Raw genomic sequence first — 11,541 nt, forward strand, 5'->3', positions numbered from 1 at the left:
AGGTCAATATCTTTCACAAACCAAGGAGATGATAAGCCAAGTGCAATTTGAATGAGTTCTTTATCTTCCATAGAATTGAATTGGAAGATGAAGATGTTAAATTACCCACTCGATGTTGAGGAGATCCTCTTTTTTTAATTTAGAAATGATCTTATTCTGGTATTAGGGCATTAGACGTTCCTTATATTTTCGTAGATTGCTTTTCGCAACTCTTCAATATTTTTCAATTATTTGTTTGCTTTTGGTTCTGTTCCCTTCTTTTTCTCTTTTTTTGTTTCTCTTTAACAATTGATATTATGAAGACATAATAAAATTCAGCTCTTTTGCCTGCGGTTCAACGTGTACATCTGTACCTTTTTCATCTTCGCAAGGTTGACCATTCGATCCATTTCAGCTTTTTCCAGAGGACGGGCTTCCAGATATCCGCTATCTACCGCCTCATTGAATATCTCATACCCGATCGACGTCCTTGCGAGCACTGTGGTCCAGCCGACCGGAGTACCCACGCCACCAAATGAGATATCAGTGTTCTCAGCAGCCATATCGGTACAGAACTTACACGAACTGCAACGGTATTGGTCCAATTCTGAAAGATCGTAGCTTTTCATACCTTCAGAAGTACCAAACTCAAAGAACCCTTTTCGGATCTTCATTGAATGGATATCACTAAGGTCCAACCCTTTTGACTCAACGAATTCTTTAATTCCATCGTGCTCAAAACTGTCCATACAGAACAGACCGAACTTAAGCACCCTTGCCCTTAAGAAAAGATGAAGAAAACCATATGAACTTGTCTGCATCTTGTGTACCGCATCTATGTTACAGCTTGGACCAACAAAACCAATGCTACCCATCTCCTGCTTTATGGCGCTCATCAATGGCTCCAAGGTCATGCTATGAGTATAGATGCTCCCCGCAGACTCAAGCACTTCAGCAGAGGTCCTGACTATCACAGGCTCAGCCTTCCAGGGCTCATCCTCACACTTTTTCGTAACGATGGCACAATCCAGCAACCCTTCATCAAGTGCGTATGCAAGCATTGAAGTTACAACGCCACCATCCTGCCCTTTTAATCCGGGAATCGCGGACCTTGCAGCATAGCCATGCCTTATCTTTCCAATGAGGTCCTCTTCCTTGGTAATGGTCCGAGGACATTGATTGTAGCAAACCCCGCAGGCAGTGCATTTACCCACAAGTTTTGGCTTGTTGTCCACAAAAGTGACAGATTCACACGAAGCAACGCATGCACCGCACAAAGTGCAGATCCCAGTCTTGATTATCTCCTTGTTCAACCTACCAAAAGATATCTTCTCCTGATCACCGATATTGCGCTTGAGGCGTATAACGCTTTTTTCAAGCCTGTCGAACTTGCTCTTGCAGCGATCAGAGCAAAAGTAGTACATTTTGCCGCCGTATTCAGTGACATAGTCACTATCTTTAGATACCTGAGCCTTACAGATGGGATCTATGATCATTGTTATCATTCCAAAAGAATGTGAATGATAGCACTAACAAATCATTCGTATTAAAGCTAACTTTCATTAATGTTAATTTTAATTGTTTATAATGATGGAAATTAAAAACATCTAAAGAACAAATAAAAAAATAAAAAGACACTTCGACAACATTATCGAAGTGCTACTAAATTGATGTTAGACCCTTCGTCTCCTGAAGCCGATAGTTATGGCACCAACTGCTAATATGACCAACACGCTGCCTAAAATATCAGCACCGGAGAAGGATGTAGACGACGAGGCTGAATCACTTGTTGTGGATTCTTTTGTCATTTCATACCCTTCAACGTAGTTATCGGATGCTGCCGTCTGAGACATCTCCGGTGCCTGGTCGACACTGGTTCCATAGCCTGTATTCGATTCAGTGGTCTGGTTGCCGCTCCCAGATTCAACGATTTGGGCCGTTCCAGTACTAGCTGAACTATGCTTTTTTGTGGATGGAGTACTGTCTGATGGTATCTCTCGCTGAGTTGCTTCCTGCATCAGCCTGCTGTATTCATCTGCGGTTTCCTTGCTGACAACACCTGGAATGGACATCATTCCCTGAATATACCCATCCAGAGTTGGGTTTCCGCAGGTGTGGTGGCAGCACGTGACACCATTCTCGACCACGGATTCGACGTATTCCTTCACAAGGTTCTGGATAACCTCATCGGAGGCGTCCCAGTCAGATTTGTGTATGGAATTTAGCATGTTCGCAGTCATTGACTGGTATGCATAGGGATTTGTTTCCTTCAGATAATCGGATACACCGGTGTTGTACTGGTCAAGAACATACGTCTCATAGACCTCGTCCCACATCGAATCTGTGATAACCTCCGGTATCACGGTGTCCCATATTCCCATGTTCCCGATAAAAGCGTCCATGTAACGGGTACCATCGTATCCATGCTCCATCATTCCCTCGATCCATGTGGGATTGAGGTAACGTGAACGCAGATCCTTACTCAGGAAATGGTTCAGGGTCTCAATCTTTGCACCGTCAATATCGCGCTGGTTGTTGATGTACATGTCAGGTGCGTTACCCCCGGTCACGCTTTCAACAGCCAGACTTAGGCCACCGAAGTATGCTGCAACCATCGGATGTTCCAGGGTACCGTAAAGGTTTGAGGTGCGGCTGAACACTCCCACTTCGACATCGGCAAGGTTCTGCCGGAAGACATCTGTGTACTGCTCACCCCACATTTCCTGACCGTAGATATACCCCATCCGGTCTATGTAGAGATCAGCAATTTTCTTCCTTTCTTCCCAGGTATCGCTGCTGATGACATGCTCGATCCCAGGAGTGTATGAACCCGGAGGAGGACAGAATATACGGGATGCAGAAAGGTTGTATGCCGTTTCATTGTCATAGCCTGCGTCAATCAGGGACTGATAGATCGAATTTGAATTCTGTTTGACATAGTTGGGGTATAGATCATCATCCGCTTCGGATGCAAGCCACACAGCCTTATCGATCAATTGAAGCCTGCTTCCATACATGTCCCTGTACGAACCCGAAGTAGTTACCACCACATCAATCCTGGACCTTCCCAGTTCGCTGGAGTTGATGAGCTCAACATCCTTTACTCTTCCTTTACTATCCCACACAGGTTTTACTCCAAGCAGGTACAATATCTCGGATTCCATCGTCCCTTGATGCCTTGTGGTCTCAATTGACCAGAGAAGGAAAGCTACTTTTCTTGGGTATGTACCGTTTTCTGCAAGACGCAGGGCAATCAGTTCGTCTGCAAGATCCGTGCCCACCTTCCATGCAGCAGTTGTCGGGATGAGCCTGTCATCAAATGTGCAAAGATTTCTGCCCGTGGGCAAAGCATCCGGGTTTCTTATAGGATCACCGGCTGGCCCCGGAGGTATGTATTTACCCTCAAGGGCATCGAGAATGCGTGGGATCTCAATAGTACACCCGTTGATCCTTGTTGTGTATTCAATAGAAAGGTTCAGGTCCGCTGTTATATTCTCAGACACCGTCCCAAGTATCATGTTCTGTGCATTAACTGCTGAAGTTCCATTAAGTACAGTCTCATTCAGGAGAGCCGTAGTCAGGCCTATTGTGGAATTGGCCAACTGTACATGCTGTTTAAATTCCTTCCCTAACATGGATTCTACCATCGCCACCAGACTCTCCCCGGTTGGCGGTTCGCTGAGGGTATGGGAACCATAAGGCATGAATGTTGTTTTCAGCTCCTGCAAGTAATCTTCCAGATCATCGATAAAGGCGTCTGTGGCAGTAACGTTGCCTTCAATGTCTTCCAGATTCACTTCCAGATCCTTATCCAGATGCAGTTCCTTTGTCTGATTGATGATGTCAGACCTGTACTGCGCTTTTACACCTTCATCAACTACCTGCCTGTACATCCCAATATCCTGCTGTAGTATTGACAGGTTCCCATAGAGACCGGACGGTACAATGGTTGGGGTCATGAAGTCCACAATAAGCATGTTTGCTCTCCGGCGGTCAAAGATACCTTCTGCATCCATGGGCAGAACGTGTACTATGGGCATATCCTGCAGAAGTATAGCTCCCCAATCCTGGGCAGAGAGACCAGCCTCCTTACCGGGCATCGCCATAATACTGGTGAATATCGGGAACAGTGCATCGGCGTCATATACCTTCCCAAGATACAGGTAGAAAGCAAGATTTTGATGAGTTGGCGGAATGGAGCCGTCATGGTACATCACTGTCTCGTTCTGATCCCATCCCCACATAGGATCAGGGGCCAGTATTACATTTCCAAACTCGATCTTGGGAATGACAAGGTACTTGCCTGTCTCATTCTCGTAGACCATGATCTCCCCTGGTGGTTCACCCCAGATATTGATCATTTCTTCCTGCTTCTCTTGCGACAATCCATAGAACCACTCAAGATACTGGGATTCAGGAATAAGGATAACACTTCCTTTTTCCACACGTTTCTCCAGCTCTCCGGGTGCCCATGTTCCTATGTTGTATCCCTGTGTTACCATGAGCTGGGCCAGTTCGTCCCTGTCAGGTAGCGGCTTTGTTCCAAGATCATAACCCCTTGCCTTCATTGCTTCAAGCAGGTTTGCAAGGCTGGCCTGAGCATCCAGATAATAATCAATATCTGCGCCCATTACCGCTTTTCCTGCTTCTGCAGCATAATAGGGTATGACAATCTTCTTCTCGGAATTTGGCATCCTGTGCAGCTGCATCCAGGAAATCGTTCTCTGTGTGAGCCATTCTACTTGATAGTCTATAGGATAATAAGCTGAATCCCCAATGGAAGGGTCCTTGCAACCAATTACAATAGGCTCGATTATACCATCCATCTCCGCAGCAGCAAGCTGGAAGGTCTGTTCAGGCCCAACACCGTGTGAAGAGTTCTCCCATTCTTCGGCACTCACACTGTAGAATAACCGAATACCATTTAATGGGGTCACGTTCCAGGTTTTAAGATCCTCGATACCCTGTTCGGAATCCTTATAGTTCATGCGCCCACCCCTGGATACTACTATCACACTATCAATAATGGGTTCTCCGTTTAACATTAGGTAATTTACAGATGCAGGGTCCTTATAGGAATAAGAAGCAACAATGACATTGCAGTTTCGGGATTCAAAGGATTCGACTAAGGCCCCGGCCAAGGGTGCATCCCTGCTGTAGATATATTTCAGGGAAGAATAGATAATAGCAACGGTAGGCTTTTCATGATCATAGCTTTTTGTAGAGTACCAGTCAAGATAATCTTCTGCACTTGAATATATTTCCCCGGCCTCAGGATGATATATACCATAAATCGGTCTTTCAACAGTAGGCTGGATAACATCTATCCTGCCAGCGAACTTGACACCAAGGAACGTGGTAAGTCTCTTGAAATTTTCCTCCGAGTCATACTTGAAATACTCATTGATATCAGAATATTCCGGGTCTGAAAGGTTCACATTGTGCAATGAATAGGACTGTACCAGGTCTCCCACACTAATAATATGGGCACCGTTGGCCTTTGCGGCGTTGACAGTAGGAGTGATGGTTTCAATTACCGGTGCAGCCAGATCTCTCATCACCACAATGTCCTTGTCACTAAGATCAAAACTCAGGTCTTCATTGGACCTGCCAAAATATGTACTGATATTCATCATATCAGAAACAGCGGGGTCAGAAGCTACATTACCCATGGTGATGATGGAACTGTCTCTGGAAAAGACAAAAGCCACTTCCAATTTTTCAGAAGCAGGAACTCCACTGCCATAGAAAGTATCATTCATGTAACGTATGAGAGTTTTTACATTGTGGTAACCCCCTGTTTCCCACAATGCCGTGATATTCGAATCGTTGACATTCCCATAGTCATGAGTTTCGGGAAGATCATAGGAAACAATGCGAGCACTGTGGTTTAATGTATTGTTTATATTCTGCAGTGTCCCTGTATCAAGGGAAGAAAGGAAGATAACATTCTCTGCACTGAAATTCGTGCTATTTGCCTCAGTCGCATTGTAAACACTTATGTTTATATCCAGATATCCAGAAGTAATTATATTCTCAAGTGGCTCCCTGTTGTGATCTGTTCCCAGCACAAAGCTCATGGTATTATTTTCTTCTGCAGACACAACCGGTGCAAGCACCAGCATTAGCAATGCAGTTAAAATTAATAAACTCTTATTTATATTTCGCATATTATCACCCGATAATGTGTAAAACATCCCGGCACTTTGCTTGGCGGCTGTTCCGGGATGTCTCAAAAATTCATTATACACACATTTTTATTCAATTTTCTTATTGCTCATTCCACACACTCTTGAAAGAATCAAGTGAGTGACCTAAATTGTATTTATTTGCTGCCATATTTCTCAATCCTTGTAGTAATTACATTAACATATCATGATACAAATAACAATATTTGTAACATGAAACTTTAGTGTCTAGGACAATATGGTATAAAAATATACTCAATTCAATAATATATGTAATCTTAAGTACACACGATTAGCATAGTCAGTAGCACACTAATTTCAGTTCAAACTCATATAAACGACATCATACGATACATTTATATGTGGTAAAATTCCCTCCGCATGTATTTTAAATCGCAAAAGAAAGCCCATACTACTCGATTTGAATTAAAACCTACTGAATGCGCCAAAAATGCACTACAACCTCTTATTGGCCATATTAACATTCCAATAAATAGTTCACTTACTAGTAAAGATATATTTTATGTTGTCATAGGTATGGCAACAGGAAAGAACTCAATCCCTTCTCTTTCTAAACGCTATCACAAAATACCTTGTGAAACATCACTTCGATAACCAAAACAAAAAAAATAAAAAGACACTTCGACAACATTATCGAAGTGCTACTAAATTGATATTAGACCCTTCGTCTCCTGAATCCGATAGTTATGGCACCAACAGCTAATATGACCAACACGCTGCCTAAAATATCAGCACCGGAGAAGGATGTAGACGACGAAGCTGAATCACTTGTTGTGGATTCTTTTGTCATTTCATACCCTTCAACGTAGTTGTCTGGTGTGTTTTGCTGAGAAGACTCTGTTGCCTGGTCGGTTGTAGTTCCATACCCTCCATCATTTACCGTTGTCTGGTTGCTTGTGGATTCGACGATCGAAGCAGATGCAGTAGATCCGCTACTACTACTATGGGTACTGGATTCAGATGATGAAGTTTCCCTCTGTGTGGCTTCCTGCATCAGTTTGTTGTACTCGTCTATGGTCTCCTGGCTGACAACACCTGGTATGGACATCACGCCCTGTATATAACTATCGAGCAACGGATTACCACAGGTATGGTGACAGCATGTCACACCGTTCTCGACCACGGATTCTGCGTACTCCTTCACCAGATTCTGGATGACCTCATCCGATGCATCCCAGTAGTCTTTCCTTGCGGTTTCGATCATCCGTGCGGTCATGGACTGATATTGATATGGATTCTCAGTTTTGAGGAACTCATCCACATCAATATCATACTTATCCATAACATAGATATCGTAGATCTCATCCCAATCAGAATCTGTCACCATGTCAGGGGTCACCACATCCCATCCCCACATATGCTCGGTGAACTTCATGAATTCCCTTGCACCGGCGTAACCGTGTTCCATCATTCCTGATATCCATTTCGGATTGAAGCCCTGTGCACGCAGCTCTATCCTGAACGCCTCGTTCAGGGTAATGATCTGGGGATTGTCCACACCTGTCAGGTCAGCCACATACAATTCGGGGTTCTCCCCTGTCAGTGACCGCACTGCAAGTCCAAGCCCTCCGAGATACTGGTAGAAATCATCGTTATCGATGAGTCCGTACAGATTCGAGGTGTCACTGTGTACGGCAGCGTCAACATCCATCAGGTTCATCCTGAACACGTCTTCAAAGCTCTCGCCCCACATGTCCTGTCCATAGATATTGGACATGCGTGACATGTACAGGTCAGCAACTTTATCTTCACTGTCCCACGTCTCACTCGCTGTCACAACACCCGGAAGTCCGGTACCATATGAACCCGGTGATTCACTGAATATCCTGGACTGTGAGATCGTCTGTGCTGTGGTATTATTGTACCCACTGGCCAGAAGTGCATCTTCCATCTTCAGGGAATTCCACCTGACATAGTTCGTTTCATTGGTCTCATTGAGCGCTGCCACCGTTCGGACCGCCTCATCGATCAGCTCAAGCTGATACGGGAACGTGTCCCTGTACAGTCCTGAAGGTGTGATGACCACATCTATCCTCGGGTTGGCGTCATTCCTTGGAAGGACTTCAAAACCTGTTATCCGACCATCACTCCTTGTTGGATTTACTCCAAGAAGCGAATATATCTGGGCTTCCATGAGTCCACGATGACGCATTGTCTCAACAGACCAGAGAACATAAGCTACCTTATTCGGATACTCGTTGTGTGTATCATGGTACTGCTGCACCAGCTGGTTTGCAAGGATCGCGCCCATAGCTGTTGTTTCCACATCAGGGAACTTCCTTTGGTCGAAACTGTAGAAGTTCCTGCCTGTTGGCAGAGCATCCGGATTTCGTATCGGATCATTTCCCTGACCTGGCTCTATATATCCTGCATTGAGGGCATGCAGCACCTGGTCGATCTCACGGGAGGTCTGTCCCAGAGCAATGGAATAATTCAGTGCCAGATTCAGATCTGCCGTAATATTGGGATCCGTGAGTCCCAGAACATCCATTTGGGCAGCTGAAACGTTCGTGCCATTTAGCAATGTAGCATTCAACAAATCATTGGCACGCTGTTCGGTTGCAACCTCCCAATCATCTTCATGTCCACTGACATAAGGAAAGAGATTTGTTATGTGATCGATGAAATCACTGCGAAGCATTGATTTGACCATACAGACCAGTTTCTCATCCTGTGGTGCGACACCAAAGGTATGCAGTCCAAGAGGCATGAGCGTACCCTGCAGTTTATGCAGATAGTCATGGAGAGTGACTGAAATGAAGTTCGTATAATCATCTTCTGACATTGCCCTGAGTTGATCAGGAGTTACGCCAAGATCATTTTCCATTGAAAGATTTGTGTAAAGCCCGATCATACTATCGCGATATAATGCCATCATTCCAGTATTATTGACACTCTTCTCCTCTTCATACCTATGTAGCTTGTCATGCATTGTCGCCAGTTCACCATACAAATCTGATTCTGTTATGGGAGGGATCAGATGGTCTATAATAACTGCATTGCCTCGGCGTTTGGCCTGGGTACCTTCACCCACATTGTCCATGATGTAGGGATATACCACGGGCGTATCTGCCACCATGATGGATGGGAAATCATATCTCCACAGCCCAACCTCTTTGCCAGGCAGCCACTCCTGTGTGCCATGTGTCCCAAAGTGGATCATGGCATCTGCATCATAGACATTGTTGATCCAGAAGTATGTCGCAAGGTACTGATGAGTAGGAGGCAATGATTTATCGTGGTACATTACCGATTCGTCTGACAGGTCGCCTCTGGTCGGTTGTGGTATGAAGTTGATATTACCAAGCTGTACGGTTGGGATCACAAACTTATTCTCGTACACCATAATGTTGCCTGGTGCTTCGCCCCATCGTGCTTCGACCTCATCCTGTACGGACTGCGGCAGGGTGTTGTACCATGCGAGATATTCGTCCACTGGAACCAGCGTGACATTACCTGAGTTGACGACCTTCTCAAGTTCACCTGGTGCCCATGAACCAACGTTCCTGCTCTCGATGAAACGATCGATGAACTCACTGCCATTCGGAATAGTACCATTTCCTACATCATAACCTGCTGTTCGCATCTGCTCAAGCAGTAATGAAAAACTGGATCCAACATCAAGGTAACTGGCACCTATGTTGTTCTTGCCGCCCTCGTGATTGTAGTAAAGGATAGTTACTTTCTTGTCAGCGTTGCTGGCATGACCAAGTTCTGCCCATCCGATCGCACGGTCACACATCCAGTCCAACTGTTGCATCTGGGGTTCAAAGTATTCCGGCTGCAGGGGGTTGTTTTGGTCTTTAACCTTGCCAGCGAGCCATATGTAATCAATCAACCCATCGATCTCAGGCTGAGTGACATGGGAAGGAATTGAACTCGGGTTCGTACCATGTACACTTTCATTGAACTGATCTGGACTTTGCTTAGAATCGAACACACCCTTTATTACAGGAACACCATAGCCCTCGAGATACTCAACACCCTTCTCGTTGTCCCAGTAATTGAGACGGAAACCTTTCAAAGAGATGATTGAATCTACCAGTACCGTTCCGTTCTGTGTGAAATAGTCAACGTCATTGGTACATACTTTGTATGTTGAGAAGATAACATTATATCCTTTTGATTCCAGATTGTTGATTATTGCATCATCAGTGGTATGAAGAAGGGTTGTTTTCTCGATATTGTAATTTGCGATCACTCCAATAGTGGGTGCAGATGCATTGTATCCGTTGCTCGCATACCACTCAAGGTATTCGGTACTGTTCTCAAAGATCCTTGGAAAAGCATCGGGGTGGTAGATGCCATGATCAGGGATCGATGGTGCGACTGGAGCCGAGTATTCAATGTATACGTCCTCAATGGTTGCTCCGATACAGCGGATCCAGTTCTCCATGTTCGTGTATCCAGCGTTATAGAGGTAATCCTTCATTGCGCTATGTGGCACATTCTCCATATCGATGGTTCCTATCCCATACACATCGCTCATGCCAAAAAACCCGATCTGTGTGCCACTGGCATTTGCAGTAAGAAGTTCATCCTTGAACTCGGGAAGTTCGTTGGCACCTATCATGTAGAGCATGATAACGTCCTGGTCAGAAACATCGCTGAGGTTAGCAGCTTCAGTCCCACTCATCACAGTAACATTGAAATTGTCTGTAATCACACTTCTCTCTGACAAGACCTGAGAAAAATAGTACCTGCTGGTATCAGAGTTTATAATATAGGTGATCTTTTGTTTGGACTGCAGAATAACAGGTTCTGGAATGGTCTCGTTCGCCCATGCATTGCAGAACTCCTGCCCCATGAATTTGAGCATGGATTCCATGTTGGTGTCGCCACCCTGTATCCAGTACCTTTCGATGTCTGTATATTCCTCAGAATACAAGTTGACATTTGGAAGTATTATGCTGGAGGAGAGATTGTAACCTATTACCTGCGCACCACCTTTTTTGGCAGACTCTATACTGGAAGTCCATCCATCTACCACAGACTCACCCTGTGACTCAATGAAGATTACTCCATAATTGGAAAAATCAAACCCATCAGGTACAGGATTAGAAGGGGTAAATATGGTAACATTCAGATTCTCAGAGATATTTGCATCAAAGGTTGCATTATTTAGGGAAGCTCCGTTAAACTCTGTACCCAAGACAAATACAAATTCATTGAGATCTATCCCATCATTTCCAAGAATAGCCATTTCTGAAAGAGTGGGACAATCTGTTGCAAGGTAGATCAGCAGGTTCTCAGCATTTTCGATTCCTTCCTCGGTAGTGTCTATTGCCTGATAGTATGTGCATATAGGATCTTGATCATCCGCATTTTCTGATATATAATCGAAATATGATGG

The 11,541-nt window shown here is 44.7% G+C and carries 3 protein-coding genes and 1 pseudogene; 1 reads left to right on the forward strand and 3 read right to left on the reverse strand.

Features of this window, described 5'->3' with window-relative positions:
- Positions 1-314 precede the first annotated feature (314 nt).
- On the reverse strand, positions 315-1,475 hold the full coding sequence (locus KDK67_RS12460) for a Coenzyme F420 hydrogenase/dehydrogenase, beta subunit C-terminal domain (RefSeq protein ID WP_250869124.1): 1,161 nt from the start codon (positions 1,473-1,475) through the stop codon (positions 315-317).
- 177 nt (positions 1,476-1,652) lie between these two features.
- The gene (locus tag KDK67_RS12465; RefSeq protein ID WP_250869122.1) at positions 1,653-6,149 is read right to left on the reverse strand and encodes a cobaltochelatase subunit CobN; all 4,497 of its coding nucleotides are present in this window, start codon (positions 6,147-6,149) and stop codon (positions 1,653-1,655) included.
- A gap of 486 nt (positions 6,150-6,635) precedes the next feature.
- Between KDK67_RS12465 and KDK67_RS14605 the strand changes: the two are divergent.
- Positions 6,636-6,779 (forward strand): annotated as a pseudogene (locus KDK67_RS14605) (ISH3 family transposase); the annotation flags it as partial.
- 64 nt (positions 6,780-6,843) lie between these two features.
- Here KDK67_RS14605 and KDK67_RS12470 read toward each other — a convergent pair.
- Positions 6,844-11,541: cobaltochelatase subunit CobN (locus tag KDK67_RS12470; RefSeq protein ID WP_250869123.1), on the reverse strand; the 4,698-nt coding region annotated here is incomplete at its 5' end.

The sequence above is a fragment of the Methanococcoides seepicolus genome (assembly GCF_023684405.1).
In the GTDB taxonomy this organism is placed as follows: Archaea; Halobacteriota; Methanosarcinia; order Methanosarcinales; family Methanosarcinaceae; genus Methanococcoides; species Methanococcoides seepicolus.